Genomic DNA, 256 nt, shown 5'->3' with positions numbered 1-256 from the left:
CTTAGGATTCTCTCCTCGCCTACCTGTGTCGGTTTGCGGTACAGGCACCTTTTATCTCGCTAGAAGCTTTTCTTGGCAGCGGGGAATCAAAGACTTCGCTCCATAAGGAGCTTCCCCATCACAGCTCAGCCTTCGCGGTAAGCGGATTTGCCTACTTACCAGCCTAACTGCTTGGACGTGCACAACCAATCGCACGCTTCTTCTATCCTTCTGCGTCCCTCCATTGCTCAAACGATAAAGAGGTGGTACAGGAATA

The 256-nt window shown here is 51.2% G+C and carries 1 rRNA gene; it reads right to left on the bottom strand.

Annotated features, from left to right (window positions below):
* Positions 1 to 256, bottom strand: a 23S ribosomal RNA gene (locus tag KFD70_RS29420); the annotation flags it as partial.

The organism is Bacillus pfraonensis, assembly GCF_050768835.1.
Classification (GTDB): domain Bacteria; phylum Bacillota; class Bacilli; order Bacillales; family Bacillaceae_G; genus Bacillus_A; species Bacillus_A pfraonensis.
This window is presented reverse-complemented; position numbering and strand designations above follow the sequence as displayed.